This window comes from Saccharopolyspora sp. NPDC049426 (assembly GCF_040676935.1).
Classification (GTDB): Bacteria; Actinomycetota; Actinomycetes; order Mycobacteriales; family Pseudonocardiaceae; genus Saccharopolyspora.
The window spans coordinates 74,498-100,907 of record NZ_JBFAPZ010000012.1; the positions used below are offsets into that span (position 1 = coordinate 74,498).

The following is a 26,410-nucleotide window of genomic DNA, read 5'->3' on the forward strand; positions in this document are numbered from 1 at the left end:
ACCGTTGATGTCGACCGAGACCCAGCTGCAACCGCGCGGAGAGTTCCCCTACCGGATTCCGGCTGTCGTCGCGTTCGTGCTCACCCTCGTCATCTCCGGCGCGATCTTCCTCTGGGCCGTCCTCCAAGTCCCCGCGGGCACGGGATCCGTCGCCGTGATCGGCGGGCTGCTCGTCGTCGCGCTGTCGGTCGCCGTCGCCGGGGCCGTTCGCGGCGTGCAGATGACCCGGCACTACCGCCTCGCCGCGGCCAGCATGAACAGCGACATGGTGCGGCTGGCCGACGAGGCCCTGCCCGGCGTAGCTCGGCAGCTGCGCGCGGGAGTCGCCTCCGAGGAAGCGGTCAAGGAGCACAAGCTGGGATTCAGCGTTCCCCACCGGCGCGTCATCAAGGCCATGACCAAAGAACTGGCCACCAGCGAGAAGATGCGCGCCGCCGCGCTGTCGACGTGCGCCAACGCCGCAGGACGGGTTCAGGCGCTGGCCACCGGGATGCTCGCCGACCTCCGCGAGATGGAGGGCAGGCACGAATCCGAAGACGTCCTCACCGACCTGCTCAAGCTCGATCACAGCACCGCGCAGGCCGGCCGTCTCGCCGACAGCATCGCGGTGCTCACCGGAGCGCGCAGCGGCAGGCGCTGGACCAAGCCGATCGTGATGGAGAGCGTTCTGCGCGGCGCGATGGGCCGGATCAGCTCGTACCAGCGAATCCGCTTGCACTCCACCAGCACCGTCGCCGTCGTCGGCTACGCGGCCGAGGGCGTGATGCACGCGCTGGCCGAGATCATGGACAACGCCACCAAGTTCTCGCCGCCCACCGAGGAAGTGCACGTCTACGTCGAAGAGGTCCAGAGCGGTGTGGTCGTGACCGTTGAGGACAGCGGACTGGCGATGGGCGACGCCGCGCTGGCCCGCGCGGAGCAGGCGGTGTCCGACACCCCGCTGGACCTCGGCGAGATCTCCGGCAGCCGGCTCGGCCTGGCCGTGGTCGGATGCCTGGCCCGCAAGCACGAGCTGTCGGTGTCCTTCCGCGCTTCGGCGCGCGGCGGGACCGGCGTGGTCGTGATGATCCCGCACAAGCTGATCACCCAGCCACGCCAGGACAGCGAGCCTCCCGCGGAGGAGCCGGCCAAGCCGACCCTCGACGCGCACGCCGACACCGAGACCGAATCGACCGAACCCGGCGAGCTCCCCAAGCGCCGCCGCGGACGAACCCTCACCTCAGCGCGCTCGGCCCCCGCCCCCAGGCAGGCCGAGAGCAAGCGGCCCGACGCGGGCTCGCGCTTCGGCGCGTTCTCCAAGTCCCGCCGCGACGACTCGTCCACTTCGGACGAGGAACCCCGATGATGCCCCCGAAGACCCCGATTGGAGGTGTGGGGCAGCGGGTCACCCCGCCCGCCGTCCCGCAACCGCGATGACCATCGACACCCGTGAACTCGACTGGATGCTGGAGAACCTGCTGCAGAACACCCCCGGCAGCAGACATGCGCTGGTGCTGTCCAAGGACGGCCTCAAGCTCTGCCACACCGCCGGACTGAGCGCCGACCAGGCCGACCAGCTCTCGGCCATCGCCTCCGGGATCCAGAGCCTGTCCTACGGCGCGTCGGTGGAGTTCGGCGACGGCAGCGGGGGAGTGCGCCAGTCCATGACCGAGTTCTACGGCGGCGTGCTGTGCATCGTCGAGGCCGGGTTCGGCGCGCACCTGGCGGTGCTGGCCTCCGACGAGACCGACGTGGGCATCGTCGGCCACAACATGAACGAGCTCGTCGAGCAGATCGGCGAGCACCTGCGGAGTCCGAACCGGGCCGAGGTCTCATGACCAGGCGGCTGCTCGACGACGAGAACCCGGACCGGCTCTACATCGTCACCGGCGGCCGCACCCGTCCCGCCGACGACGCCTTCGACTCGGTGACCCTGGTGGTCGCCGAGGGCGAAGCGACCCCGGGCATGCAGTCGGAGCACGCCGCCATCCTGCGGCTCAGCCGCCAACCGATCTCGGTGGTCGAGCTCTCCGCCGAACTCCGCCTCCCGGTGAGCGTCGTGCACATCCTGCTCGGTGATCTCCACGCGATGGGCAAGATCACCGCACGACACCCCTCCGCCCGGCGCGACCCGTCGGAGATCCCGACTCCCGATTTCCTCAAGCAGGTGCTCGTTGGACTTCGCAACATCTGACCGAACCCCGTTGCTGCGCACCGCGTCCGACGGGTTGAAGATCGTCATCATCGGCGGCTTCGCGGTCGGCAAGACCACCATGGTGCGCTCGGTCAGCGAGATCAGGCCGCTGAACACCGAGGAGACCATGACCACCGCCAGCGTCGGCGTGGACTCCACCGCCGGCGTGGGCGCCAAGACCACCACCACGGTGGCCTTCGACTTCGGCCGCATCACCCTCAACGAGCGGATGGTGCTGTACCTGTTCGGCGCACCGGGGCAGGAGCGGTTCTGGTTCATCTGGGACCAGCTGTTCAGCGGCTGCCTCGGCGCGGTCGTGCTGGTGGACTCCCGGCGCATCGCCGACTGCTGGTACGCCATCGACCGGCTTGAGGAGCAGGGAACGCCGTTCGTCGTGGCGCGCAACAACTTCGGCGTTCCCAAGCACGGCCTGGAGCAGGTGCGCGACGCGCTGGACCTGTCCGGCGAGGTGCCGATGCTCGACTGCGACGCCCGGGACCGGGAGTCCAGCAAGGAGGTGCTGGTGCGACTGGTGGAGCACCTGCACGAGATGTCGCTGGCCCGGGGCCTGTGATGGACCCGCACGTGAGCACGACTCCCTTCTACGGCGCGCGTTTCCAACGCGACCCGGCCGCGGTGTACCGACAGCTGCGGCGCGACCACGGGCCGGTGGCGCCCGTGCAGCTGGAGGGCGGCGTCCCGGCCTGGTGCGTGCTCGGCTACCGCGAACTGCACTACGTGGTGGGCAATCCCGAGCTGTTCGGCCGTGACCCGCGGCGCTGGAACCGCTGGCACATCGTCCCGGAGAACTGGTCGCTGCGCGCCTACGTCGAGCCCCGGCCGTCGGCGCTGCTGGCCGACGTCGACGAGCACCGCACCCGCGGCGCCGTCGTGCGCGAAGCACTGGACACAGTGGACCAGTTCGAGCTCTCCGCTGCGGTGGAACGGATCTGCGACACGCTGATCGACCGGTTCGCCGGTCGCGGCTTCGCCGACCTCGTCGTGGAGTACACCCACCAGATCCCGCTGCTGGCGATGGCCAAGATCTACGGGCTGGCCGACGACGAGGCCCCGATGCTCACCCACGACGTCGCGCTGTCCGGGCAGGAGGGCGAGGAAGCGGTGCGCGCGCACGAGCGCACGGTCGCCCGGATGCTGCGGCTGGTCCGCGAGCGACGCGCGAGACCAACCGGAGACCTGGTGTCCCACCTGGTGAAGCACCCGATCGGCTTCACCGAGGACGAGATCGCCGCGGACCTGTTCATCACCCTCGGCAAGGCGCATCTGACCACATCGGACTGGATGGGAAACGCGCTGCGGCTGATGCTCACCGAACCCCGCTTCGCCGTCGACTTCGCGGGTGGGCGCAGCAGCGTCGGGCACGCGCTCAACGAGGTCCTCTGGGAGGACACCCCGATCCAGAACCACGTGGGCCGCTGGGCGACCCAGGACGTCCAACTCGGCGGAAAACCCATCCGGGCGGGAGATCTGCTGGTCCTGGGCCTGGCGGCGGCCAACGCCGATCCGCAGGTCCGGCCCCACGGGCACGAGGGCGCCACCGGCAACCACGCGCACCTGTCGTTCAGCCACGGCGAGCACGGCTGCCCCTACCCGGCCCAGGAGATCGCCCGCACCATCACCACCACGGGCATCGAAGTCCTCCTCGACCGACTCCCGGACACGAACCTCGGCGTCGACCCCGAAGACCTCACCTGGCGCCCATCAGTCCTGATGCGAGGCCTCACCTCCCTCCCCGTGACCTTCTCCCCGCACTAGGGCACATTCAGCATGCGGCGGAGCCGCATTCTCTTCTCACCACTCTGGCAACTCGCACCGGCGCGGGTTCTGAGCGGCTTCGTGGCGAGTACGCCGGGACGCCGATGTCCACCCTGGGGTAAGCGGCATACATCAGGAGCGGCGCACTGAGTCCACGGAGCCGCTCAGGTTCCGCTACCCGCACCGTTCAGCAGGGTGACCACACCCATTTCCTACAGCCAGCGGTAGCGGCGTTCTGGGCGGCCTGTTCCTCCGTAGCGGAGGCGTACTTCGGCTCTTCCGGACTCGACGAAGTGCTCCAGGTACTTCCGGGCGCTGACCCTGGAGATCTCGGTGGCGTCGGCGCACTCGGTCGCGGACAGGTCGCCGCCTGCGGCGGAGCGGTCGCGGAGGATGTCCTCGACCACGCGCGAGGTTTCGGAGGAAAGGCCCTTCGGGGGCGTGACGCCCCGGGCGCGGGTGCCGAAGAGGCGGTCGACGTCCTGCTGGGCGGCGGGCGCGTCGCCGGGGAGGTCGGCGAGGGTGCGGTGCAGCGAGCGGAAGCTCTCCAGGCGCTCCCGCAGCGCCTCGTAGCTGAACGGTTTGATCAGGTAGTGCAGCGCGCCGCCGTGGATCGCTCCCCGGACGGTGTCCAGGTCGCGCGCGGCGGTGATCACGATGACGTCCGGGTCGGCGGACGGACGGCCGCGCAGCTGGCGCAGCACGGTCATGCCGTCGATGTCGGGCAGGTAGATGTCCAGCAGCACCAGGTCCGGGCGCAGCTCGTCGGCGGCGACGACCGCGTCGGCTCCGGTGTGCGCCACGCCGACGACCTCGAAGCCGTCCACCCGCGACACGTACCCGCTGTGGACCTTGGCGACCATGAAGTCGTCGTCGACCACCAGAACTCTGATCATGCTCCCTCCCACGGCAGCCGCGCGGTGAACACCGCGCCGTCGGCGTTGTGCACCTCCACCGATCCGCCGCGCCTGCGGCAGATCTGCCTGGTCAGCGCCAGGCCCAGCCCGCGCTCACCACCGCGCGCCGCCTTGGTGGTGAAGCCGTGCCGGAACACCTCCTCGACGATCTCCGGAGCCACTCCCGGACCGGAATCGCGCACCACGACGGTGATCTCGTCGTTCTGCCGCAGCTCCACCTCGATCCACGCGTCGCGCGTGGACTCCAGCGCGTCGAGGGCGTTGTCGATGAAGTTGCCGAGCACGGTCACCACGTCGGCGGAGAGCTCCTCGTCGATCTCGCCGAGGAATCCGCCCTCGTTGAGCCGCAGCCCGACCCCGCGCTCGGCGGCCAGGCTCGCCTTGGCGATCAGCAGCGCGGCCGTGGCCGGGTCCTGCACGCGGGCGGTGACCTCGGCGTGCCACTGATCGCTGTGGTGGCTGATGCGCTGCACGTAGCGCTGCAACTCGGCGTACTCGCCGAGTTCCACCAGCCCGGAGATGGTGTGCAGGCGGTTGGAGAACTCGTGGGCCTGGGCGCGCAGCGTGTCGGTGGTGTCGCGGTGGACCGCGAGCTCGCGCTGCAGGTCGACCAGTTCGGTGCGGTCGCGCATGGTCACCACCGCGCCGACCGTGGAGATCGGCATCCGGTTGAGCACCACGACCCGGCCCTTCCGCAGCACGATCTGGTCCACGCCGTCGGATCGGCCGGTGAGCACGTCCCGGGCGCGGTCGCCCAGTTCGAGGGAGTCGATGTCGTGGCCGAGGCAGTCCTGCGGCAGCGACAGCAGGCGCAGCGCCTGGTCGTTGACCAGCGTGATCCGGTTCTGCTCGTCCACGCCGACCACGCCTTCGCGCACCCCGTGCAGCAGCGCTTCGCGGTGCTCGACGAGCCGGGTGATCTCCTGCGGCTCCAGCCCCAGCGTTTGGCGCTTGACCCGCCGGGCCAGCAGCACCGACCCGGCGATGCCCAGGAAGGCGGCGAAGGCCAGCAGGGCGAGGGGGTTCTCCGGGGCTTCGCGCAGGCCCTGCAGCAGGTCGGGGGTGTTGCGGCCGGCGGCGACGACGCCGACGAGCCGCGCGTCGTTGGCGATGACCGGAACGTGCGCCACGAGCGTGTCGGTGCCGTCCGCCGAGATCTCGCCGACCCACGCCGAGCCGCGCAGCACGCTCGATTCGCCCAGCGGCAGCGGCTGACCGCGCTGACCCGGATCGGGCGAGGTCAGCACCTTGCCGCGAGCGTCGGCGATGATCACCTGGTCGGCCCCGGACAGGCTGCGCGCGCTCTCGGCGAGGATCGGGAGCGCATCCCGCCGGTAGGGGTCCGCCAGACTCGCCCGGACGGTCTCGGTGGCCGCCAGGTCCTCGGCGACCGAGAGCATCTTGCGCCCCTCGCTCGCCCGGAACGCGACGTCGCTCTGGGCGACGGAGTACACGGCGACGGTGCCGAGCAGCACGAGGATGATCAGCAACTGCCAGCTCAGCAGCTGCCGGGACAAGCTCCCCTGCACACGCAACACCGCGCACCTCCTCGCCCGGAACGTTAACCGCTCGCAACCGCACCACCGAAGAGAACCTGCCCGAAACGCCCGTTCCCCGGGGCACGGAAGGGAAGGGGATCAAGGTCCGGAAGGGCCGGGCTGGTGGAGGGGGATTTCAGCGCGTTCTGCTCGATGTTCGTGTTCTTCACACGGCCGGGTTACAGAAGTTCCGTAAGTGTCGTTACGTGCCTAAGCGAGACACGGCGGTGCGCGGGCGTGCAGCATGAGCCAGCTCACGTTCCGACCACAATGGAGAGGCGGGATTGCCCGTGCGGCTACGCAGCGCGCTGGCTGCCATCGCAGCCGTGCTGCTGGTGCTCCTGGTGCCGCCACTGATCAGCACCAGCGGTGACAGCAGTGCCGAAGCACAGATCCGGGGCCTGCGAGTGCTGGTGCCCAACTCGCCCGGCGGCGGGTACGACATCACAGCCCGGACCGCGGTCAAGGCGATGGAAGACGCCGGACTGCAGAGCAACACCGAGGTGTTCAACCTCCCCGGCGCCGGCGGCACCGTCGGCCTCGGACGCGTCGTCAACGAGCGCGGCAACGGCAAGCTCGCCATGTCGATGGGGTTGGGCGTGGTTGGCAGCGTCTACACCAACCACTCGCCGGTGTCGCTGCAGGACACCACCCCGATCGCCAAGCTCGTCGAGGAATCCGACGTGATCGTGGTCGGCAAGGACTCGAAGTACCAGAACCTCGACCAGCTCATCGACGACTGGAAGGCCCGCCCCGGCGAGGTCCCGGTCGGTGGCGGTTCGTCCCCTGGCGGGCCCGACCACCTGGCGCCGATGCTGATGGCCAAGGCCATCGGCCTGGCCCCCAAGCAGGTCAACTACGTGCCCTTCGACGGCGGTGGCGAGCTGCTCGCCTCGGTGCTCGGCGGCAAGGTGGCCTTCGGCGTCTCCGGCATCGGCGAGTACCGCGACCAGATCGAAGCCGGCGAACTGCGAGTGCTGGCGGTGACCGGTCCGGAGCGCCTGCCCGGCGTCGACGCGCCGACGCTGCTGGAGTCCGGTGTGGACGTCAACTTCACCAACTGGCGCGGCGTCGTCGCCCCGCCGGAGATGAACGAGCGCGACCGCGCCAAGCTCGTGTCGCTGTTCGAGCGCCTGAACGCGACCCCCGAGTGGAAGGAAGCGTTGCAGCGCAACGGCTGGACCGAGGCGTACCAGCCGGGACCGCAGTTCGGTGAGTTCCTGGCGCAGGAGAACGACCGGGTGGCCACGGTGCTCAAGGAGTTGGGGCTGGCATGACCGAAACCGCGACCAAGACCCCCGAAACCGAAGGCCCCAAGCGGAACTGGCTGCGCGAGCACTCCGAGCTGGGCATCTGCGTGCTGCTGGCGCTGCTGGGCGTGCTGGTGCTGTCCGACGCCGCGTCGATCTCGACCGACTTCACCCAGCGCGGACCCGTCGGGCCCAAGACCGTGCCGTTCCTCATCGGCGGGCTGCTGCTGCTCGTCTCGGTGCTGCTGGCGCGCGACGTGCTGCGCGGTGGGCACGGCGAGTCCGAAACCGGTGAGGACGTCGACCTCTCGGCGCCCAGCGACTGGCGGACCGTCCTGCTGCTGTCGGCGTCGTTCCTGGCCAACGCGGTGCTGATCAACATCATCGGCTTCCCGCTGTCCGGGATGATCCTGTTCTGGGGCTGCGCGTACGCGCTGGGCAGCCGCAACGCGGTGCGGGATCCGCTGCTGGCGGCCGTGCTGTCGGTGGTGACCTACTTCGTGTTCAACAACCTGCTCGGTGTCCCCCTGCCCGGCGGCCCGCTGATGGGGGTGCTGTAACAGATGGAATCGCTGAACCTGCTGCTCGACGGTTTCGCCACCGCGCTGACCCCGATGAACCTGGTGTGGGCGGCGCTCGGCGTGCTGCTGGGCACCGCGATCGGCGTCCTGCCCGGCATCGGACCGGCGATGGCGGTGGCGCTGCTGCTGCCCGTCACCTACGCGCTGGAGCCGACGAGTGCGTTCATCATGTTCGCCGGCATCTACTTCGGCGGCATGTTCGGCGGGTCGACGACCTCGATCCTGCTGAACACGCCGGGCGAGAGCTTCTCGGTGATCGCGGCGCTGGAAGGAAACCCGATGGCCCGCAAGGGTCGTGGCGCGCAGGCGCTCGCGACCGCGGCCGTCGGGCACTTCATCGGCGCGATCGTCGGGCTGACCCTGCTGGTGCTGCTCGCCCCGACCGTGGCCTCGCTGGCGGTGGACATCGGTGCGCCGGACTACCTGGCGATCACCGTGCTGGCGTTCATCGCGATCACCTCGGTGCTGGGCAAGTCCCGGATCCGCGGCTTCGCGTCGCTGCTGATCGGTCTGACGATCGGGATCATCGGTCTGGACGAGATGACCGGTCAGCAGCGGCTGACCTTCGGGCTGCTGCACCTGTCGGACGGCATCGACGTCGTCATCGTCGCGGTGGGCCTGTTCGCCATCGGTGAGTCGTTGTGGGTCGCCGCGCACCTGCGTCGCAGCAACGCCGCACCGATCCCGGTCGGCCGCGCCCTGCTGTCCGGTTCGGACGTGCGGCGCACCTGGAAGCCGTGGCTGCGCGGCCCGTTCATCGGGTTCCCGTTCGGCGCGATTCCCGCCGGTGGCGCGGAGATCCCGACGTTCCTGTCCTATGTGGCCGAACGTCGGCTGTCCAAGCACCGCGAGGAGTTCGGCAAGGGCGCGATCGAGGGCGTGGCCGGTCCGGAGGCCGCGGCGAGCGCGTCCGCGGCGGGCACCATGGTCTCGATGCTGACGCTGGGCCTGCCGACGACGGCGGTGGCCGCGGTGATGCTGGCAGCGTTCCAGCAGTACGGCATCCAGCCCGGCCCGCTGCTGTTCGCCCGCGAGTCCGAGCTCGTCTGGGCGCTGATCGCGAGCATGTTCATCGGCTCGGTGCTGCTGCTGGTGCTGAACCTGCCGCTGGCGCCGGTCTGGGCGAAGCTGCTGCAGATCCCGCGGCCGTACCTGTACGCGGGCATCCTGTTCTTCGCCAGCGTCGGTGCGTACGCCGTCGGTGGTGAGCCGATGGACCTGCTGCTGCTGTTCGTGATCGGCCTGATCGGCTTCGCCATGCGCCGCTACGGCCTGCCGGTCCTGCCCGCGATCATCGCGGTGATCCTCGGACCGACGTCGGAGCAGCAGATGCGCCGGGCGTTGCAGATCAGCGACGGGAGCCTCAGCGGTCTGGTCAACACGCCGTTCTCGATCGCGGTCTACTGCATCGTCGCGGTGATCCTCGTCTGGCCCTTGCTGGCTCGCCTCCTGCCCAAGCGCGAGGCGAACCTCCAGGAACCCCAAGAGGGGGAGAAGGTGGACGTCTAACCCCCGAAGACGCCACCTCCTCCGTGGCCCGGTCGAACGCACCCCGTTCGACCGGGCCACTTCGTGGTTCCGCTGCTGGAACGCGCTGTCGAGCCCCGTGTCAGCGGTGCGGGAACGCTGTCGGCCCCAAATCGGCCGCAGGCCCCAGGAAGGTCCGACGAGGCCGCCGCAGCGGAACTTTTGCGTTGTGCGGCCGGATGTGCGCTGGGCACGGCCATCGGCGCGGCTTGCGCGGAGTTACTACACTGTGCGAGGTGGTGGACTATCGGATCGACGACCTCGCCCGGACCGCGGGAACGACGGTGCGCAACGTGCGCGTCTACCAGGACCGCGAGCTCCTGCCGCCGCCTCGCAAGGAGGGGCGCACGGCGATCTACTCCGATGCGCACCTGACCCGGCTCAAGCTGATCATCAGCATGCTGGAGCGCGGGTACGCGTTCGCCCAGATCAAGGAGATGCTCGGCGCCTGGGAATCCGGCCGCAGTCTCGGCGAGGTGCTCGGTCTGGAGGAGGCCGTCGCCGACCGCACCTGGGCGATGGAGGAACCGCGATCGGTGACGCTGGGAGAGTTGCACAAGAAGTTCGGTTCGCAGATCACCCCGAGCGCGATCAAGCGCGTCATCGCCCTGGGGATCCTGGAGCGGCGCGGACGGGGCTTCGTCACCACGAGCCCGCTGCTCTACGACGCCGCCGCGGAGATGGTGGCCCTCGGCATTCCGCTCGATGAAACGCTGACGATCGCCGAGGACATGCTGAAGAAGGTCGACGAGCTCGGGGACGACCTCGCCGACCTGGTGCGCAGCCACGTCGTGACGCGCGTGTCGACCGTCGAGGAGGCGACGCCCTTCTACAGCGACGTCATCGACCGGCTTCGGCCGCTGGTGTTCAACGCGCTGCAGGCGGCGGCGATCCGCTCCGCTGAGCGGCTGATCCCCGCCGTCGTCGGCGAGCGCATGGCCGATGTGATGGCCCAGGGCAGCGTGCCGGAGGGCAGCCGGGAGGCGGCGAAGCGCTGAGCAGCCCGGATGCCGCTCGTAGTCCCCGTTTTCTGTTCGGTGTGGACGTAGTCCGCGTCACAAGATCGGTTCAGCTCACGGCGCCGAATCCCGTCCGGACGGTCCTCGACGTCGCTCGGTCGCGAGGAAGTGGCGACCTGCCGGAACGCGACGTCTACCCTTCTTGGACCGGTGATCGGTCCGTGTGAGACAACGGATTTTGGTCGCGATCCTCGATGAGCTGGAAGGCGCGAGAACATGACAGCGAACCCGGCCGGTTGGCGAGCTTCGTCGCGGTCTCAGAACGTGAGTTCCCGCGTCGAGGTCGGTACTTCGAGATGCGGTGTTGCCGTGCGGAATTCGGCGCACCGCGAGGACGACCACCTCACCGCTTCGGCCGAGCAGTGGAGATCGTTCGTGATGGCGGTCAAGGCCGGGCGTTTCGACCGGTGACGTGCGAAGGGGCCCCTCCGAAGCGATTCGGAGGGGCCCCTTCCGCTCTTCGGCTTCAGTTCTTGCCGAAACCTGCCTTGCGCAGGGCATCTGCCATCGCGCCGCTGGGGGCGTCGTTGCGCTGACGGCCTCCGCCACCGCGGTTCTGCTTGCCGCCGCCGTTGCGGTTGCCACCGCCACCGCCGCGGTTGCCGCCTCCGCCGTTCCCGCCGCCGTTGCGCGGGGCGTTGCCCCGGCCGCCGCCGTTGCGCGCGCCCTGCTCGGCGCGCTCGGGCTTGCCGCCCTTGCCCGGCTCGTCGTCGAGCCGCAGCGTCAGCGAGATCCGCTTGCGCGGGATGTCGACGTCGAGGACCTTCACGCGGACGATGTCGCCGGACTTGACCACGTCGTGCGGGTCGTTGACGAAGTTCTTCGACATCGCCGAGACGTGCACCAGACCGTCCTGGTGCACACCCACGTCGACGAACGCGCCGAAGGCGGCGACGTTGGTGACCACGCCCTCCAGCGTCATGCCCTGCTGGAGGTCGGCGATCTTCTCCACGCCCTCGGCGAACGTCGCGGTCTTGAACTCCGGACGCGGGTCGCGGCCCGGCTTGTCGAGCTCGGAGAGGATGTCGCTGACCGTCGGCAGACCGAACTGCTCGTCCACGAAGTCCTGCGGGCTCAGCTGCCTGAGCAGCTTCGCGTTGCCGATCAGCCCGTCGATCTCGCTCTGGGTGCGCTCCAGGATCCGGTGCACCACCGGGTACGCCTCGGGGTGCACCGCGGAGGAGTCCAGCGGGTCGTCGCCGTCGGGGATCCGCAGGAAGCCGGCGCACTGCTCGAACGCCTTCGGCCCCAGCCGGGCCACGTCCTTGAGCGCCTTGCGGTTGCGGAACGGGCCGTTGCCGTCGCGGTGACCGACGATGTTCTCCGCAAGGGTCTCGCTGATGCCGGAAACCCGGGTCAGCAGCGGTGCCGACGCGGTGTTGACGTCCACGCCGACGGCGTTCACGCAGTCCTCGACCACCGCGTCCAGCGAGCGCGACAGCTTCGACTCCGAGACGTCGTGCTGGTACTGGCCGACGCCGATCGACTTCGGATCGATCTTGACCAGCTCGGCCAGCGGGTCCTGCAAACGGCGGGCGATCGAGACCGCGCCGCGCAGCGACACGTCCATGTCCGGCAGCTCGCGCGAGGCGTACGCGGAGGCGGAGTAGACCGACGCGCCCGCTTCGGAGACCGAGACCTTGCTGAGCCCCAGCTCCGGGTGCTTGCCGATCAGGTCACCGGCGAGCTTGTCGGTCTCGCGCGAGGCGGTTCCGTTGCCGATGGCGATCAGGTCGACGTCGTGCTGCTGGGCGAGGGCGGCCAGCTTGGCCAGCGCCTGGTCCCACTGCCGCTGCGGCTGGTGCGGGAAGATCGTGTCGGTGGCCACGACCTTGCCGGTGCCGTCGACGATCGCGACCTTGACGCCGGTGCGGTAGCCCGGGTCCAGGCCCATCGTGGCGCGGGATCCGGCGGGTGCGGCCAGCAGCAGGTCGCGCAGGTTCGCCGCGAACACCCGCACCGCCTCGTCCTCGGCGTGCTGGCGCAGCCGCAGCCGCAGGTCCACGCTCAGCCGGGTCAGGATCCGGGTGCGCCAGGCCCAGCGGACCACGTCGGACAGCCACTTGTCGGCCGGGCGGTCCTGCGCGGAGATGTTGAACTGCTGGGCGATCCGCAGTTCGTAGGAGGTCGGGCCTTCGACCGGCGTGCCGTCGTCGGGCTCCAGCGAGAGCTCCAGCGCGTCCTCGTTCTCGCCGCGGAACAGGGCCAGGATGCGGTGCGAGGGCAGCGCGGTGAAGGGCTCGTCGAACTCGAAGTAGTCGGCGAACTTCGCGCCCTCTTCCTCCTTGCCCTCGCGGACCTTGGAGACGATCCGGCCGCGCGTCCACACCTGCTCGCGCAGCTCACCGATGAGGTCGGCGTCCTCGGAGAAGCGCTCCACGAGGATCGAGCGGGCGCCGTCCAGCGCGGCCTGGGTGTCGGCGACGCCCTTGTCGGCGTCCACGAAACCCTCGGCGGTGGCCTGCGGATCGTTGCTCGGATCCGCCAGCAGCTGGTCGGCGAGGGGTTCCAGACCGGCCTCGATGGCGATCTGGGCCTTGGTGCGCCGCTTCGGCTTGTAGGGGAGGTAGATGTCCTCCAGCCGCGCCTTGGAATCGGCGGCGTTGATCTGGGTTTCGAGCTCGTCGCTGAGCTTGCCCTGCGAGCGGATCGACTCCAGCACCGTGGCGCGCCGCTCTTCGAGCTCGCGCAGGTAGCGCAGCCGTTCTTCGAGCGTGCGCAGCTGGGCGTCGTCGAGTGCCCCGGTCACTTCCTTCCGGTAGCGCGCGATGAAGGGCACGGTCGACCCGCCGTCGAGCAACTCGACAGCAGAGGCCACCTGGCCTTCGCGGACCCCGAGCTCCTCGGCGATCTTCTGATGAACAGTCGTCACGTTTCCTGGTTCCGCCTTCTCTGCGATCTTCGCCAGATCCGATCGAGCATTGTGCCCGAAGGGACACCAGCGCAACCGTGCCACTCGACTCGGCGTGTCGGGTCGGCCGGGGTGCTCCGAGGATCCGGTGAGACGTGCCGATTTCGAGATCCTGTGACCCTTGTCTCAGGCGAGTGCGGGTCTGTATACAGTTGTGGACAGTCCGCTCGGCGTTGAACGAGGCGAACAATGCGGCACTCTCCGACGAAGGTGATCCCGTGGGTGGTGGCGGTGCTGCTCACCGGAGCGGTGGTCGCCACCGCCCCAGCCGAGCAGCGGCAAGGCAGCCCCGTGGCGCAGGTGCTCGGCGACCGGCAGCTGCGGTTGATGGCACCGGCCGCGCCCGGCGGCGGCTGGGACCAGACAGCGCGCGAGATGCAGAGCTCGTTGCAGGACAGCGTCGGCCGCACCGAGGTCTACAACGTCACCGGCGCGGGCGGGACGATCGGGCTCAGCCAGTTCGTCCGCTACCAGGGTGATCCGGCCCAGCTGCTGGTGACCGGGCTGATCATGGTCGGCGCGGTGAAGGCCAACGACTCACCGGTCTCGCTCGACGACACCACACCGCTGATCCGGCTGACCACCGACGCCGAAGTCATCGCGGTGCCGAAGGATTCACCGATCCGGTCGCTGCAGGACCTCACCGCCCGGGTGCAGGGCGACCTGCGCTCGGTGTCCATCGCGGGCGGATCGGCCGGGGGAGCCGAGCACATCCTCGCCGGCCTGCTCGCCCAGGCCGTCGGTGCCGATCCGGCGCAGCTGTCCTACGTCGCGCACTCCGGCGGCGGTGAACTGCTCAGCACCGCGCTGTCCGGGCGGGCCACCATCGCGATCTCCGGCGTCTCCGAGCTCGAACCGCAGATCACCTCCGGGCAGATGCGGGCGCTGGCGGTCTCCAGCGCGCAGCGGGCACCGACGCTCCCCGACGTGCCGACGCTCAAGGAGCGCGGCTTGGACGTGGAGTTGGACAACTGGCGGGGAATCGTCGCGCCGAAGGGCATTTCCGCTGAGCAGGAGCGGGCTTTGGAGCAAGCGCTGCTGGAGATGACCCGGTCGCCGAAGTGGCGCGAGACGCTGGCCGAAGAGGGCTGGGGCGACGCGACCCTCGGTGGCCCGGAGTTCGAGACCTTCCTCCGCGCCGAGCAGGACCGGGTGTCCGACGTGCTCGGCAAGATCGGGTTGGGGTGATGGCCGTGCAGGACCGTCGAACCGCGCTTTCCACCGGCCTGTTCGGGGCGCTGATGCTGATGGGCGCGGTGGTGATCATCGTCGACGCGATGCGGCTGCCGGACCAGAACTCGGCGATGGGACCGGCCGTGATGCCGGTGATGGTCGCGGTGCTGCTCGGCGCGGTCGGCCTCGGCCTGCTGGTGCAGGCCAAGATCCGGCTTCCCGGAGCCGCGCGCGCGGAGCTGCACGGCGCCTGGTGGCGGGTGGTCGCGCTGGTCGCGGTGCTGCTCGCGTTCGCGGTGCTGCTGCCGCTGGCCGGCTACGTGCTCACCGCGACGGGGCTGTTCGTGGGTTCCGCGCTGCTGCTCGGCGCTCCGCGCCGCTGGGCCCTGCTCGCCTACGGGTGGGCGCTGGCCGCGGCCGTGTTCTTCGTCTTCGACCGGCTCATCGGATTGAGCCTGCCCAGCGGACCTTGGGGCTTCTAGTGGAACAGATCGGACTGCTTCTCGACGGATTCGCCAACGCCCTCACACCGGGACACCTGCTGTGGGCTCTGGTGGGCGTGACCATCGGCACGGCCGTGGGGGTGCTGCCCGGCATCGGTCCGGCGCTGACCGTGGCGCTGCTGCTGCCGATCACCTTCCGGCTGGAGGCCTCCAGCGCGCTCATCCTGTTCGCCGGGATCTACTACGGCGGCATGTACGGCGGGTCGACGACCTCGATCCTGCTCAACACCCCCGGTGAGAGCGCCTCGATGGTCTCCGCGCTGGAGGGCAACAAGATGGCGCGCGCCGGACGAGCCGCCTCCGCGCTGGCCACCGCTGCGCTCGGCAGCTTCGTGGCCGGGACCATCGGCACGCTCGGGCTGACGTTCCTGGCGCCGGTGGTCGCCGGGTTCGCCACCAGCTTCGGGCCGCCGGAGTACGTGGCGCTGATGGCGGTGGCGTTCGTGACCGTCAGCGCGCTGCTCGGCCCTGACCTGCTCAAAGGGGTCGCGAGCCTGCTGGTCGGGGTGGCGGTCGGTCTGGTGGGCATCGACTCGCAGACCGGGCAGCCCCGGCTGACCTTCGGAGTGGACTCGCTGCTGGACGGCATCGACGTCGTCATCGTGGTGATCGCGCTGTTCGCGCTCAGCGAGTCCTTCGGGCACCTGCTCAGCGGGACGGGCTCTTCGACGGTGCAGCCGCTGCGCGACCGGGTCGTGCTGTCGCGCTCCGACCTTCGGCGGTCCTGGCCGGCGTGGCTGCGCGGGACGGCGCTGGGCTTCCCGATCGGCAGCCTGCCCGCCGGGGGAGCGGAGGTGCCGACGTTCCTGAGCTACAGCGTGGAGAAGCGGCTGACCAGGCATCCGGAGGAGTTCGGGCACGGCGCGGTCGAGGGCGTGGCCGGGCCGGAGGCGGCCAACAACGCGGCCTCGGCGGGTGTGCTGGTGCCGCTGCTGACCATCGGGCTGCCGACCTCGGCGACCGCGGCGGTCATCCTCACCGCGTTCCAGTCCTACGGGCTGCAACCGGGACCGGAGCTGTTCGAGGAGTCCGGGCCGCTGGTGTGGACGCTCATCGCCAGCCTCTACATCGGGAACCTGATGCTGCTGGTGCTCAACCTCCCGCTGGTGCGGATGTGGGCGAAGCTGCTGACGATCCCGGCCTACGGCATCTACGCCGGGGTGCTGGTCTTCGCCGCGCTGGGCACCTACGCCGCGGGCGGCACGACCGTCGACCTGGTGGTGCTGTGCGCGCTGGGGCTGCTGGGGCTCCTGATGCGCCAGGCGGACGTCCCGGTCGCCCCGGCGGTGGTCGGTCTGATCCTGGGACCGATCGCGGAGCAGCAGCTGCGCCGCGCGCTGACCATCTCGGAGGGCGACCTGTCGATCCTGGTCTCGGGTCCGATCGCCATCACGCTCTGGGGCGTCGCGCTGCTGGCGCTGCTCGTCGCGATCGGGGCTCCGCTGCGCAGGGCGGTCACGCGCAGTGCCCGGTGACGGGGCGCGCTCGGACGAGCAGGGGGTCTGCCGGGGTGGCGTGGGGCTGTGGTTAGATTCGGCTGGCCCTGGGCGCATCTGACGGTGCGTAACCGAATATGTGGGCATTGATACCCGATGGGGTGAAACTAGGTAGTCGTCTAGGTATAAACCTCGATGGCAGACCACTCTCCGTCGCGGAGTGTGGGGCTCGTGAAACCCGAGACCCCCGACCACAGCAGATCCCCCGAAAGCAACGACCCCGCCTCGACCCCGAAGCACGAGGCGACCGAGCGTGGGTGGCACGCCAAGACGCCGGGCGCTGACAACGCCGCTCGCACGGCAGCGGATCGCGTCGGCCAGTGGTTCGCCCCGCTGCTCCAGCGACTGATGCAGTGGCTGTCGCCGCTGCTGCAGCGCGTGCAGAACGCCCCCGCCGTGCGGCGCCTCCGGGAGAGGGTTGCGCCGCACGTCCCCGAGTCCGTCAAGCGCGCCCCCCGGCTGCGCTCCGTGCAGGTGGGCGCCGGAATCGCCGCAGTGGGCGTCGTCGGCCTGATCATCGGCGGCGTCGCCGGTGGTAACGACGAGCACGACGTCGAAGAGGCCGCCGTGGCCGCCCCGATGCAGCAGGCGGCCGCCCCGCAGCCCGCTGCTCCGCAGGCCGTCGAGCAGAAGAAGGCCGACCCGCCGCAGACCCGCGCGGAGACCAAGTCCGAGGCGGAGACCAAGTCCGAGGAGCCCAAGCAGGACGCTCCGGTGGGCCCGCCGATCGAAGGCATCGACGTTTCCAACCACAACGGGAGCATCGACTGGAAGAAGGTCGCCGCGGACAACAAGAAGTTCACCTTCGTGCTCGCCAGCGACGGCACCGACTTCTCCAACCCGAAGTACTCCGAGCAGTACCACGGTGCCAAGGACGCGGGCCTGATCGCGGGTGCCTACCACTTCGCGCGGCCTGACGACTCCGACGGCGCGACCCAGGCCAACCGCTTCCTGGACATCATCGACTACAAGAACGACGGCAAGACCCTCCCGCCGGTCCTCGACCTCGAGGTCGACCCCAACGGCGGCAGCTGCTACGGCAAGAGCGTCGACCAGATGCACCAGTGGACCAAGTCGTTCAACGACACGGTCAAGCAGCGCACCGGCAAGGACCCGATCATCTACGCGAACCCGTCCTTCTGGAAGCAGTGCATGGGCAGCACCGACACGTTCAAGGACCACGACCTGTGGTTGGCCGCCTACGAGGTCGACAGCCCCACGGTGCCCAAGGGCTTCCAGGACTGGGACTTCTGGCAGTACACCGACAAGGGCAAGGTCGCCGGAATCAGCGGCAACACCGACATCAACCAGTACAAGGAAGGCTTCGAGCGCCTCAAGCAGCTCGCCAGCTGACCGAGCGCGCGGTTCCTGGGAGCGGGTCGTCCATCGCATGGGCGACCCGCTCCTTTCGCGCGTGCGGGGGAAAGGTGGCCGCGGCCGGTCTGCACGCGCGCCAAGAACGATATTCTCGTCCTCGGCGATCACCCGATCGGAGGGCGCGGCGGAATGTCACGGTGGGAGCAAGAGGTCACGCGAGCGAGGCAGTTGCTGCTCGACAGTGATCACGACGCCGCTGCGCAGGCGTTACGCACCGTGCTGGAGGAAGGCGACTACGAAGCGGCCGCTCAAGCCGGCCTGATGCTCGGGGCGATCCTCACCGAGAACGACGCGCTCGCCGCCGCCCGCGACGTCTACCAACGAGTGATCGACTCCGGGCACCCCGTGCACGCCCAGGCCGCCGCCCTCGCCCTCGGGCACCTGCTGCTCAACACCGGGGAACTGCCCACCGCCCAGGTGCTGCTGCGCTTCGCCACCGAAGGCGCCGAACCCGACGAGGCCGGCCGCGCCGACGTCCTGCTGGCCCAGGTGCTCCAGCAGCTCGGCGACGTCGCCGGCGCCCGCGAGGCCCGCACCCGCGCGCTGTCCTGCGGCGATCCCGCCGTGGTCGAAGCCGCCCAGCAGCTCACCCTGCCGCCCGAGCGCACCGAGGGAACCGAATTCCTGCAGATCGCCTACCAGCGCGCGCTGGCGATGCTGGAGCAGGGGCGCGACCACGACGCCGAACCGCTGCTGCGCAAGCTGCTCGACAGCGGACACCCGCACTACGGGTCGCTCGGCGCGGGCAAGCTCTACGCGCTGCACGTCGACGACACCGAGGTCACCCGGCGGCTCGCCGAGCAGATCATCGAGCTCGGCCACCCCGAACACCTCGCCTGGGGCCACGTGCTGCGCGGTGGTGTGCTCGTGGCGCTCGACGATCCCGACGGAGCCGTGCGGGCCTACGAACGCGCCGCGCAGGACCCGCGCCCCAGCGTGCGGCTGCGGGCGCTGATCCAGCTGAGCCTGCAACTGCGCCGCACGGACCGGATCCCGCAGGCCCGCGAGGTGCTGCAGCGGGTCATCGACAGCCGCCACCCGCGCTACGGCCTGGAGGCGCTGGGCGTGCTGGCCGAGCTGCAACGCGACACCGGCGAGGTCGAGGCCGCGATCGAGACGTTCGGCCAGGTCGTTGCCTCCGGGCACCCGGACAAGGCGCCGCGCGCCGCCTACCACGTCGGCGTGCTGCGGTACGACCGGGGAGACGAGGCAGCGGCGGCGGAGGCGTTCCGGCTGGCGGCGGAGGCCGAGGACGCCCACGTCGCGCACGAAGCGGCACTGGCGCTGTCCATGATGGACGCCGAAGAGCCGGACGTGGAGGACACCGCGCAGCTGGTCCTCCCGCCGATCGAACCCGCGCCAGCCGAGCCCGCCGAGGCCGTCGACCCGGCCGAGCTGGAACGGCGCGCGCGGCAGGCCGCGGCCTCCGGTGACATCACCGGTGCGCGCGAGGCGTACCAGCTCCTCGTCGACGGCGACTCCGAAACCGCTGCGCGCGCTCAGGTTTCGCTGGCCATCGCCGAGGCCGCGCTGGGTGATCCCGGCCGCGCCCGGGAGCTGCTGCGCCGTCTCGCGGCCACCGGCACCGGCCCGGACGCGCGGCACGCCGCGTTCATCGACGCGCTGCTGGACGAACCCGCAGCGCGAGGCGTGCTTCCCGTGCTGCTGCGCGTGGAGCGCGATGACGAGTCCGAAGTGGACGCACTGCTCGCAGGCGCGGAACCGGCCGTGCGCGAACTCGCCGAGGCCGCCCGCGCCGAACGCGGCGAGGACACCCCGGTGGAAGACCTCACGCGGCTCGCCGAGTCCCCGAACAAGCTGTGCGCCACCGCCGCGCGCTACGCGCTGGCCGAGGACCTGCTGCTCGGCGACGACCAGGAGCAGGCCCGCCGGTTACTGCAACGCGTCGTCGACGAGGGGCACCCCGCGCTGCGGCCGTGGGCCGCCAGCAGGCTGGGCGAGCTGCTCATGGAGCAGGGAGATCCGGACGGCACCATCGCCGCGTTCGAAACCGCGCTGGCCACCAGGCATCCGGCGATCCTCGGCGACGTGTTCGGCAAGCTGTCGCTGATCTACCGGACGCTGGAGCGCAACGAAGCGCTGATCGACCTCTACCAGCGCACCGCGGCCAGCGGGCACCCCGAGGTCGGGCCGCGCGCGGCGTTCCTGCTCGGCGAGCACCACGTCGACAACGACCGCCTGGATCTGGCGCTGGAGATGTTCACCCGAGCCGCGGGATCGTCGTCGACGGTGGCCCCGGCGTCGGTGTTCGCGATGCGCGCGCTGCGCCAGGAGTTCGAACCGGCGCGCGCGAGCTTCATGTGGCTCGCAGACGAGGACGAACCGCACTTCACCGTCAGCCAGCTCTGCCTCGACCTCGCGCACTGCTACCTGCGGCGCGGCGTCCCGGAGTTCACCGACTGGGGGCTGCGGCTGATCGCCGAGTCCGGGCACGTCGAACTGCGCCAGCGCGCCCTGCTGCTCCTCGGTGCGATGCGCGAGGAGAAGGGCGAGGCCGACGGTGCGCTGGACGCCTGGCGCCGTGCGGCCGGCGGCTCGGACCCGGAAGAAGCCGCCGTCGCGAAGGTCAGCATGGCGGCTCTGCTGCAGCGCGGCGGAAAGCTCGAGCACGCCGCTGAACTGCTCGCCGAGGTCGCCGCCGCCGGGGTCGGCAAGTCCGAGGAGGCCGCCGCGCGCCTCGCCGAGATCCGGGCAGCCCTCCCGGTGCCGGAAACCCCTGCTGGGGATGAGGAATCCGTTGACGAACGCGCGCACCGGCTGCTGCGCCAGGGCGAGGTGGACGCCGCGCGCAGCGCGGTGGTCGAGCACTACGGCTCCGAGCCGGTCGCCGACTTCTGGTGCGCGGCCTGGACGGATCTGGCCGCCGCGGCCCGGGTCCTCGCCGACGCCGCTGACGAGGACGCGCGCATCTGCTCCGAACTGGGCCTGGACTTCGGCCGCCGCTCGCAGGCGTCCGGTGGCCCGGACGCGTCCGCGTTCTTCCGCCTGGTCGCCGACCACGGTCACCGCACCGCGCTGCCCAAGGCGCACATAGCGCTGGGCAAGATCGCCGATGAGCGGGGTGAGAACGCCATCGCGCTGAGCTGGTACCGCCGCGCGATCCGCACCGGCGAACCCGCCGCCATAGCGCGCGCCGGCGTGCTCATGGCCCAGTTGCTGATCCGCGTGCACGACCTCAACGGTGCGATCGCCGTCGCCCGCCACGCCAAGACCGAAGGCGCCGGGACCGCGGCGGTGGAGGCCGGCGTGCTGCTGGGGCACCTGCAGCACCGGGTCGGCGAGTCCGCGGCGGCCAGGCAGACCTGGGACGAGACCGAGCGCGACGCCGAGTCGGCCGAGATCTTCGGCATGGCGCTGCAGCGCCGCATCCGCGCCGTCGGCGAATCCGCGCCCGAATCAGCGGAGATGCTGCTGCGCGCCGCCGAATCGGAAGACCCCTCCACCGCCGTCCTGTCGCACCTGCTGCTCGCCGACCGCGCCGAGGAGCGGTCCGAGACCCTGCGCTGGCTGGAACGCGCGGTCGCGCTGGGAGTTCCGGTGCACTCCGACTCCGCCCGCAGCCGCCTCGGCGAACTGCTGCTGGAGGACGGCGACCGGGACGCCGCGCAGCGCCACTTCGAGCGCATCGGCAACTGCGAGGACCCGGAACTGGCTGCGCGAGGCGATTTCGGCATCGGGTTGATCCGGTACGAGACCGGTGACCTGCCGGGCGCGGTGCACGCGTTCGTCAGGGCCGCGATGCACGTGCCCGAGGCGGAGCTGGGCGAGGACGCGTTGAACAACGTGCGCGTCGTCCTCGACGAGCAGCGCGGTCACGGCGACCACCTGGAGGCCGCCGACACGCTGCGGCGGATGACCGCGGTGGTGCCCGAAGCGCACGTCGCGGAATGGGCGCAGGAGACGGGTTCGGCGCTGCTGGCCGACGACGACCCGGACTCGGCGCTGGTCTACCTGCGCTGCGCGGTCGAGATCGGCGCACCGGATCCGGCACCGGAGGCGGTGCTGAGCCTCGGGGAGGCGCTGCACCGGCGCGGTGATCTGGCCGGAGCGCGCCAAGCCTACGAACGGGTCCTCGGCGCGGGCGAGCACCTCGCCGCCCAGGCCAACTACCGCCTCAACGAACTGCGGGCGGCGGAAACCCCGGTGGGCAGCCGCGAAGCGCGCTAGCGATCCGGCGCTTCAGGCCCGGATCAGCGGTTTCGGCAGGGCGAGGACCTGGTCCACGACGTCGACGACGTTGCCGTTCGTGCGCCAGTAAGCCGCGTTGTCGTCGGTGCGGATCTCGCCGCGGCGCGGTACTCGCGCGGCGCGGACGTGGTCTTCGGCCAGGACCTCGACGATGTCGATGACGTCACCGTGCGGGCGCACGTAGATCAGCGCCTCCAACTCGCCGGTGCCGTCCCGCACAGGCGGCATGAGTTGAAACCCCCGCAGCACCAACTGGCGCAACCACATGCTCGGGTCGGGTTCGCCGACCTGTTCTGACGAAGTCATCTGAAGCCCCCAGATCGTTCGTCGCGGCTCATCTGCACGTGCACGTGCAATTCGCCAGACTTTAACACAGCGGAGAGCTACAGGTCGATCACGGAAAGTGATTGCAGGGGCCGTTCGCAGGGCGAACGCGGACCGGTCCGGTGCAACCAAACGCTTGCTTGTTTTACGCGTCTCGCCGAGACTACTCTCGAGCTGGCCACTGGTGCCGACGAAAGGGACTCCTCATGGCGGAGGCTTACATCATCGACGCGGTTCGCACGCCGGTCGGCAAGCGCGGCGGCGGACTCAGCGGGGTTCACCCGGCGGACCTGTCCGCGCACGTGCTGCAGAACCTCGTGGACCGCACCGGGATCGACCCGGCGGGGGTCGACGACGTGATCTGGGGCTGCGTCGACACCGTCGGTGCGCAGGCGGGCAACATCGGCCGCACCGGATGGCTCGCGGCCGGCTATCCCGAGCACGTCCCCGGCGTCACCGTGGACCGCCAGTGCGGTTCCTCGCAGCAGGCGGTGCACTTCGCCGCCCAAGCGGTGATGTCCGGTGTCAACGACCTGGTTGTCGCGGGCGGTGTCCAGAACATGACCGCCATCCCGATCGGCAGCTCGCTGCGCGGGTCCGACCAGCTCGGATTCCCCCGCGCCTACGGGCCGGACTGCGGATCGGAGGGCTGGGCCAAGCGCTACGGCGACGAGGTCGTCACCCAGTTCCGGGGCGCCGAGCTCATCGCCGAGCAGTGGGACATCTCCCGCGAGGCGATGGAGGAGTTCGCGCTGCGCAGCCACCTCCGCGCGATCGCCGCCATCGACGGCGGGCACTTCGACCGCGAGACCGCACCAATGGCCGGCGTCGAGCACGACGAGGGGCCGCGGCGCGACACGAACAAGGACAAGCTCGCCGGGCTCAAGACCCTCGCCGACGGTGGCCGCCTCACCGCGGGTGTGGCCAGCCAGATCTCGGACGGTTCGGCGGCGCTGCTGGTGGCTTCCGAGCAGGCCGTCCGCGAGCACGGGCTGACCCCGCGCGCCCGCATCCGGCACATGAGCGTGCGCGGCGACGACCCGGTGAAGATGCTGACCGCGCCGATCCCGGCCACGAAGCACGCGCTGGAGAAGACAGGCATCGCGGCATCGGAGATCGACGTGGTGGAGATCAACGAAGCCTTCGCCAGCGTCGTCCTGGCCTGGCAGAAGGAGATCGACATCGATCCCGCCAAGGTCAACCCCAACGGCGGCGCCATCGCGCTCGGCCACCCGCTCGGCGCCACCGGGGCGAAGCTGATGACCACCATGCTCAACGAGCTGGAGCGCACGGGCGGGAAGTACGGCCTGCAAACCATGTGCGAGGGCGGCGGAACCGCCAACGTCACCATCATCGAGCGGCTGTGAACCCCTCCCAGGGGAACGCCTTGCTCAGCGGTGCCGGTGGTGGAAGGAGAAGGTGTGGCGATCAACAGGGATTACATCGGGTTCGAGTTCAGCTCCGACGAGGCGTACGAGGTCACCCGGGGCAAGATCCGCGAGTTCGCCGATGCGATCGGTGACCCCAACCCGGCCTACCGGGATCAGGCGGCGGCTCGCGCGCTCGGGCATCCGGACGTGATCGCGCCGCCGACGTTCGGCATCGTGGCCACGGGTGCGGCGTCGGAGAAGAACCCGATCCTGCGCCCGGACTTCGGGCTGAACTACCGGATGGTGGTGCACGGCGAGCAGAAGTTCAGCTACCGGCGCCCCATCCGGGCCGGTGACGTCCTCAGCACGAAGGGCCGGATCGTGGAGATCCGCGACGCGGGCACCAACGAGCTGGTGCGCATCGAGACCGACATCGTCGACGTCCACGGCGACGTGGTCGGAACAGCGGTCAACACGATCATCTCTCGTGGAACCGCAGAGGGAGGGCAGTGAACGTGGCTGCGAGCGTGGCTTTCGACCAGGTCGAGGTCGGCACGGAGATTCCTCCGCAGCGCTACCCCATCCAGCGGCTGACGCTGGTGCGCTACTGCGGCGCCTCGGGCGATTTCAACACCATCCACTGGAACGAGCGGATCGCCAAGTCCGCCGGGCTGCCGGACGTCATCGCCCACGGCATGCTCACGATGGCCGAGGCCGCCCGGCTGGTCACCGACTGGGTCGGTGACCCGGGCGCGGTCGAGGAGTACGGCGTGCGGTTCGCCAAGCCCGTGGTCGTCCCCGACGACGACACCGGCGTGGAGGTCGAGGTCGCCGGCCAGGTGACCGAGAAGCTCGACGACAACCGCGCGGTGGTGGAACTCTCAGCCACCTCCGCCGGAGTCGAGGTCCTGGCCAAAGCCCGAGCCGTCGTCCGCCTGGCGTAGGGGTGTCATTCACGATGCGGCGATAGCCGCCGTCTCAGGTGTGGGACTCAGCTCGCACCGCCGGGGGTTCTGAGCGGTGCTGTGGCGAGCACGTCGCGACGCCGTGCATTGGCATGCATCAGGAGCGGCGCGCGGAGTCCACAGCGCCGCTCAGGTTCCCCTACCCGCACCGCCCCGCAAAACGACGACCAGCAGCTCCTAGGCGGTGGGTCCCGAACAGCTGAGTCGCGGCGTGGGCGCGCTTGAGGTGCAGGTGCGCTTCGTGCTCCCAGGTGATCCCGATGCCACCGTGCAGCTGCACTCCTTCGGCGGCGATCGCGTAGTAGGCCTCCGTGCAGGCGGATTTCGCCATCGCCGCCAGCTCGCTCGCCCGTTCGTCCTGAGTGGACACCGACCAGGACGCGGCGTAGGACAGCGAGCGCGCGGACTCCACGGCCACGTAGCAGTCGGCCAGCCGGTGCTTGAGCGCTTGGAACGAGCCGATCGGACGGCCGAACTGGGTCCGCATCTTGGTGTACTCGACCGTTTCGCGCAGCCACCGCTGAGCGGCTCCCACCGATTCCGCGGCCAGCGCGACCGCGGCGACGTCGACGATGCGCTGCACCGGGGGAGTGCCCAGCAGTCGCGCCGGGGTGTGGTGCAGGTGGATCTCGGCCATCCGGCGGGTCAGGTCCAGGGGAGTGGTGGCGGTGGCCTCGGGCTCGACGACCTCGAACAACGCGGGTCGTCCGTCGGCGGTGGCCAGCACCAGGACGGTGTCGGCCTGCGCCCCGTCGAGCACGTGAACCTTGCGCCCGTCGAGCAGCCACCCGTCGCCGTCGCTCCGGGCCGTCGTGCGGAAACCGTCATGCGCCCAGCCGGTTTCAGGCTCTGCCCAGGCGAGGGACACCACCTGCTCGCCCGAGGCGATCCCCGGCAGCAGTCGCTCGCACGCCGTCCGATCGCCCGTGGCCAGCACCGCCTCGGCGGCCAGGACCACGTTGCCCAGGAACGGGATGTCCGACAACCGCCGACCCAGCTCCTCCACCACGATCAACGTCTCCAGCAGGCTGAACCCACCACCCCCGAACTCCTCCGGAATCCCCAGCGAGTGCGCCCCGACCTGCTCGGCGAGCTGCGCCCACACCTCCCGGTCGAATCCCTCGGCCACGACATCGGGTTCCCGAACCTCCGGTCCACCCCGCCGGTCCACCAACCGCCGCACGACTTCGCGCAACTCGTCCTGCTCCTCGGTGAAAGCAAACCGCACAACAACCTCCCAAGTTCTGGGCCCGCACCCGACTCGAATCCTTGTCCCGTCCCGGCGGGGGTTCCCGATTTCA

At 70.2% G+C, this 26,410-nt stretch carries 23 protein-coding genes; 18 read left to right on the forward strand and 5 right to left on the reverse strand.

Annotated elements, in window-relative coordinates; genetic code table 11:
- Positions 1 to 7: 7 nt before the first annotated feature.
- The 5 genes from AB0J78_RS24935 (at position 8) to AB0J78_RS24955 (ending at position 3,949) form a co-directional block, all read left to right on the forward strand.
- A complete protein-coding gene (locus AB0J78_RS24935) occupies positions 8 to 1,345 on the forward strand; it encodes an ATP-binding protein (RefSeq protein WP_363792949.1) in 1,338 nt (445 codons plus the stop codon).
- Between the two features lie 67 nt (positions 1,346 to 1,412).
- A complete protein-coding gene (locus AB0J78_RS24940; RefSeq protein ID WP_363792951.1) occupies positions 1,413 to 1,817 on the forward strand; it encodes a roadblock/LC7 domain-containing protein in 405 nt (134 codons plus the stop codon).
- Positions 1,814 to 2,173 carry a DUF742 domain-containing protein gene (locus tag AB0J78_RS24945; protein ID WP_363792953.1) on the forward strand — a complete coding sequence of 120 codons (360 nt, stop codon included), beginning with the start codon at positions 1,814 to 1,816 and terminating at the stop codon, positions 2,171 to 2,173. The genes AB0J78_RS24940 and AB0J78_RS24945 overlap by 4 nt, the downstream gene beginning before the upstream one ends.
- A gap of 13 nt (positions 2,174 to 2,186) precedes the next feature.
- Complete coding sequence (locus AB0J78_RS24950; protein WP_363793224.1) at positions 2,187 to 2,747, forward strand: ATP/GTP-binding protein; 561 nt, start codon at positions 2,187 to 2,189, stop codon at positions 2,745 to 2,747.
- Positions 2,748 to 2,758: 11 nt separating this feature from the next.
- Complete coding sequence (locus AB0J78_RS24955; protein WP_363792955.1) at positions 2,759 to 3,949, forward strand: cytochrome P450; 1,191 nt, start codon at positions 2,759 to 2,761, stop codon at positions 3,947 to 3,949.
- A gap of 212 nt (positions 3,950 to 4,161) precedes the next feature.
- Here the strand turns inward: AB0J78_RS24955 and AB0J78_RS24960 are convergent, their stop codons facing one another.
- Positions 4,162 to 4,845, reverse strand: a complete 684-nt coding sequence (locus AB0J78_RS24960; RefSeq protein ID WP_363792957.1) for a response regulator — start codon at positions 4,843 to 4,845, stop codon at positions 4,162 to 4,164.
- Positions 4,842 to 6,401: a sensor histidine kinase gene (locus tag AB0J78_RS24965; RefSeq protein ID WP_363793226.1), complete on the reverse strand. Its 1,560-nt coding sequence runs from the start codon at positions 6,399 to 6,401 to the stop codon at positions 4,842 to 4,844. The genes AB0J78_RS24960 and AB0J78_RS24965 overlap by 4 nt, the downstream gene beginning before the upstream one ends.
- A gap of 293 nt (positions 6,402 to 6,694) precedes the next feature.
- Here AB0J78_RS24965 and AB0J78_RS24970 point away from each other — a divergent pair, with 293 nt between their 5' ends.
- The 5 genes from AB0J78_RS24970 to AB0J78_RS24990 all read left to right on the forward strand — a co-directional run bounded on the left by AB0J78_RS24970 (position 6,695) and on the right by AB0J78_RS24990 (position 11,192).
- Entirely contained in the window at positions 6,695 to 7,681 is a 987-nt protein-coding gene (locus tag AB0J78_RS24970; RefSeq protein WP_363792958.1) for a tripartite tricarboxylate transporter substrate binding protein, read from the forward strand.
- A complete protein-coding gene (locus AB0J78_RS24975; protein WP_363792960.1) occupies positions 7,678 to 8,214 on the forward strand; it encodes a tripartite tricarboxylate transporter TctB family protein in 537 nt (178 codons plus the stop codon). The genes AB0J78_RS24970 and AB0J78_RS24975 overlap by 4 nt, the downstream gene beginning before the upstream one ends.
- A 3-nt stretch (positions 8,215 to 8,217) precedes the next feature.
- Positions 8,218 to 9,744 (forward strand): tripartite tricarboxylate transporter permease, encoded by a 1,527-nt coding sequence (locus AB0J78_RS24980; protein ID WP_363792962.1) that lies wholly within the window; start codon positions 8,218 to 8,220, stop codon positions 9,742 to 9,744.
- A 254-nt stretch (positions 9,745 to 9,998) separates the two neighbouring features.
- Positions 9,999 to 10,760: a MerR family transcriptional regulator gene (locus AB0J78_RS24985; protein WP_363792964.1), complete on the forward strand. Its 762-nt coding sequence runs from the start codon at positions 9,999 to 10,001 to the stop codon at positions 10,758 to 10,760.
- A gap of 237 nt (positions 10,761 to 10,997) precedes the next feature.
- Complete coding sequence (locus AB0J78_RS24990) at positions 10,998 to 11,192, forward strand: DUF397 domain-containing protein (protein WP_363792966.1); 195 nt, start codon at positions 10,998 to 11,000, stop codon at positions 11,190 to 11,192.
- 55 nt (positions 11,193 to 11,247) lie between these two features.
- Here the strand turns inward: AB0J78_RS24990 and AB0J78_RS24995 are convergent, their stop codons facing one another.
- Positions 11,248 to 13,653, reverse strand: coding sequence for a Tex family protein (locus AB0J78_RS24995; protein WP_363792969.1), 2,406 nt, complete (start codon positions 13,651 to 13,653; stop codon positions 11,248 to 11,250).
- A 228-nt stretch (positions 13,654 to 13,881) separates the two neighbouring features.
- Between AB0J78_RS24995 and AB0J78_RS25000 the strand changes: the two genes are divergently transcribed.
- The 5 genes from AB0J78_RS25000 to AB0J78_RS25020 all read left to right on the forward strand — a co-directional run bounded on the left by AB0J78_RS25000 (position 13,882) and on the right by AB0J78_RS25020 (position 22,429).
- The gene (locus AB0J78_RS25000) at positions 13,882 to 14,880 is read left to right on the forward strand and encodes a tripartite tricarboxylate transporter substrate binding protein (protein WP_363792971.1); all 999 of its coding nucleotides are present in this window, start codon (positions 13,882 to 13,884) and stop codon (positions 14,878 to 14,880) included.
- 5 nt (positions 14,881 to 14,885) lie between these two features.
- Positions 14,886 to 15,347, forward strand: coding sequence for a tripartite tricarboxylate transporter TctB family protein (locus AB0J78_RS25005; RefSeq protein WP_363792973.1), 462 nt, complete (start codon positions 14,886 to 14,888; stop codon positions 15,345 to 15,347).
- A complete protein-coding gene (locus tag AB0J78_RS25010; protein WP_363792975.1) occupies positions 15,347 to 16,843 on the forward strand; it encodes a tripartite tricarboxylate transporter permease in 1,497 nt (498 codons plus the stop codon). The genes AB0J78_RS25005 and AB0J78_RS25010 overlap by 1 nt, the downstream gene beginning before the upstream one ends.
- A 192-nt stretch (positions 16,844 to 17,035) precedes the next feature.
- On the forward strand, positions 17,036 to 18,217 hold the full coding sequence (locus AB0J78_RS25015) for a lysozyme (RefSeq protein WP_363792977.1): 1,182 nt from the start codon (positions 17,036 to 17,038) through the stop codon (positions 18,215 to 18,217).
- A 192-nt stretch (positions 18,218 to 18,409) separates the two neighbouring features.
- Positions 18,410 to 22,429, forward strand: a complete 4,020-nt coding sequence (locus AB0J78_RS25020; RefSeq protein WP_363792979.1) for a tetratricopeptide repeat protein — start codon at positions 18,410 to 18,412, stop codon at positions 22,427 to 22,429.
- 12 nt (positions 22,430 to 22,441) lie between these two features.
- Here the strand turns inward: AB0J78_RS25020 and AB0J78_RS25025 are convergent, their stop codons facing one another.
- Positions 22,442 to 22,756, reverse strand: coding sequence for a hypothetical protein (locus tag AB0J78_RS25025; protein WP_363792981.1), 315 nt, complete (start codon positions 22,754 to 22,756; stop codon positions 22,442 to 22,444).
- 224 nt (positions 22,757 to 22,980) lie between these two features.
- Between AB0J78_RS25025 and AB0J78_RS25030 the strand changes: the two genes are divergently transcribed.
- The 3 genes from AB0J78_RS25030 to AB0J78_RS25040 are packed head-to-tail and all read left to right on the forward strand — an operon-like array spanning position 22,981 to position 25,088.
- On the forward strand, positions 22,981 to 24,141 hold the full coding sequence (locus tag AB0J78_RS25030; protein ID WP_363792982.1) for an acetyl-CoA C-acetyltransferase: 1,161 nt from the start codon (positions 22,981 to 22,983) through the stop codon (positions 24,139 to 24,141).
- A 54-nt stretch (positions 24,142 to 24,195) separates the two neighbouring features.
- On the forward strand, positions 24,196 to 24,657 hold the full coding sequence (locus AB0J78_RS25035) for a MaoC family dehydratase N-terminal domain-containing protein (protein WP_363792984.1): 462 nt from the start codon (positions 24,196 to 24,198) through the stop codon (positions 24,655 to 24,657).
- Between the two features lie 2 nt (positions 24,658 to 24,659).
- Positions 24,660 to 25,088, forward strand: coding sequence for a MaoC family dehydratase (locus tag AB0J78_RS25040; protein WP_363792986.1), 429 nt, complete (start codon positions 24,660 to 24,662; stop codon positions 25,086 to 25,088).
- A gap of 160 nt (positions 25,089 to 25,248) precedes the next feature.
- Here AB0J78_RS25040 and AB0J78_RS25045 read toward each other — a convergent pair whose 3' ends face one another.
- Positions 25,249 to 26,337, reverse strand: a complete 1,089-nt coding sequence (locus AB0J78_RS25045) for an acyl-CoA dehydrogenase family protein (RefSeq protein WP_363792987.1) — start codon at positions 26,335 to 26,337, stop codon at positions 25,249 to 25,251.
- Between the last annotated feature and the right edge of the window lie 73 nt (positions 26,338 to 26,410).

Excerpts from the sequence above, each read along its gene's own strand:
- AB0J78_RS24935 (WP_363792949.1), top strand. The coding sequence starts at position 8 with ATGTCGACCGAGACCCAGCTGCAACCGCGCGGAGAGTTCCCCTACCGG.
- AB0J78_RS24940 (WP_363792951.1), top strand. The coding sequence starts at position 1,413 with ATGACCATCGACACCCGTGAACTCGACTGGATGCTGGAGAACCTGCTG.
- AB0J78_RS24945 (WP_363792953.1), top strand. The coding sequence starts at position 1,814 with ATGACCAGGCGGCTGCTCGACGACGAGAACCCGGACCGGCTCTACATC.
- AB0J78_RS24960 (WP_363792957.1), bottom strand. The coding sequence starts at position 4,845 with ATGATCAGAGTTCTGGTGGTCGACGACGACTTCATGGTCGCCAAGGTC.
- AB0J78_RS24975 (WP_363792960.1), top strand. The coding sequence starts at position 7,678 with ATGACCGAAACCGCGACCAAGACCCCCGAAACCGAAGGCCCCAAGCGG.
- AB0J78_RS24980 (WP_363792962.1), top strand. The coding sequence starts at position 8,218 with ATGGAATCGCTGAACCTGCTGCTCGACGGTTTCGCCACCGCGCTGACC.
- AB0J78_RS24990 (WP_363792966.1), top strand. The coding sequence starts at position 10,998 with ATGACAGCGAACCCGGCCGGTTGGCGAGCTTCGTCGCGGTCTCAGAAC.
- AB0J78_RS25000 (WP_363792971.1), top strand. The coding sequence starts at position 13,882 with ATGCGGCACTCTCCGACGAAGGTGATCCCGTGGGTGGTGGCGGTGCTG.
- AB0J78_RS25025 (WP_363792981.1), bottom strand. The coding sequence starts at position 22,756 with ATGACTTCGTCAGAACAGGTCGGCGAACCCGACCCGAGCATGTGGTTG.
- AB0J78_RS25030 (WP_363792982.1), top strand. The coding sequence starts at position 22,981 with ATGGCGGAGGCTTACATCATCGACGCGGTTCGCACGCCGGTCGGCAAG.